1 protein-coding gene is annotated in these 1,280 nt (G+C 30.9%); it reads left to right on the top strand.

The genetic code is table 11. The features are described from left to right. Positions 1–75 precede the first annotated feature (75 nt). The coding region (locus tag ACFFIX_RS27790; protein WP_378939891.1) for an ATP-binding protein at positions 76–1,280 on the top strand (1,205 nt) is incomplete at its 3' end.

Here is a 1,280-nt window from a genome sequence, read left to right as displayed (position 1 = left end):
TACTACAAACCCGATACATAGTATCTGTACTATCAATTTCTTAAGTAGTAATGGCAGCCGAAAGGACGTTATACCTTGTTTGAAACATTACTATTGAATTTCCTAATTTTACTTTTTCCAGTCATATTATTTCTAATTTTCTTTGAAAACAGGCCACATTCCTATAATAAAATTGTTCTTATTTTACTATCAACAGTTACGATGGTTCTTTGCATGACCGTACCTATTAAATTAGAAATTGGATTTATTTTTGATTTGCGATACATCTCTTTTATAATCGTTGCCCTTTTTGGAGGATACAAAAATGTTTTTCCTCTTTATTTAGTATTAAATATCTATCGATTTTATTTAGGTGGAGATGGTACTCTTCAATCTTTTCTTTTTTCAACAGTTATATTCATTTTAGTACCTATATTGAGTAAAAAGTTTATTCAACTAAATTCTAAGAATAGAATTTTATGTGCAGCATTTGTTTCCTTTCTTACTATAGGACTTTACCTATTAACCCTAAGTTTATTTTTTGAAACGTTAAATAAGGAGTTCTGGTTACTAACATTCCATGCTTTAACCACTCACGTTGGCATGATGATTATCATTATGATCTTATTAGAGCAAATAATTACCAATATGAAAAATCGTGAGAGGTATTTACAATCGGAAAGATTAAATCTCGTCAGTGAGTTATCAGCTAGTGTTGCCCATGAAATAAGAAATCCACTTACCGTTACTAATGGGTTTCTACAACTCTTAAATAAATCAAAGACAATAACTCTGGAGGAAAAAAGGTATATTGAGTTATCATTACAAGAATTAAATCGAGCGGAAAAAATCGTTAGTGATTTTCTCTCTCTTGCCAAGCCACAATCAGAAAATATGGTTTATTCCAATTTAAAAGCTGAAACAGAGTATACAAAAAACCTTCTTATACCTTATGCGACCATGCATCAAGTGGATGTCCAATTTATTTTTAATAACTCGTTAAATAAAAGATATGATAGGAACCAAATCCAGCAGTGTTTAATCAATTTATATAAAAACGGAATCGAAGCGATGAAAGAAAACGGCGGTACTCTATTCATTGATATTTCGGAACAAAAGCAAAACATCGTTATCAAAATTCAAGATACTGGAATTGGAATGACAAAAGAAGAAGTTTCACGGTTAGGTAAGCCATTTTATTCTACAAAAGAAGAAGGAACAGGTCTTGGCATGCTCATGGTTTACAGTACAATCAATAAAGTTAAAGGAATAATTGAAGTCGAAAGTGAAAAAGGCAAAGG

The sequence above is a fragment of the Metabacillus herbersteinensis genome, from assembly GCF_042433335.1.
GTDB lineage: Bacteria > Bacillota > Bacilli > Bacillales > Bacillaceae > Metabacillus > Metabacillus herbersteinensis.
Note: the sequence above shows the minus strand (reverse complement) of the source record. Positions and strands in the feature narration are given on the sequence as shown.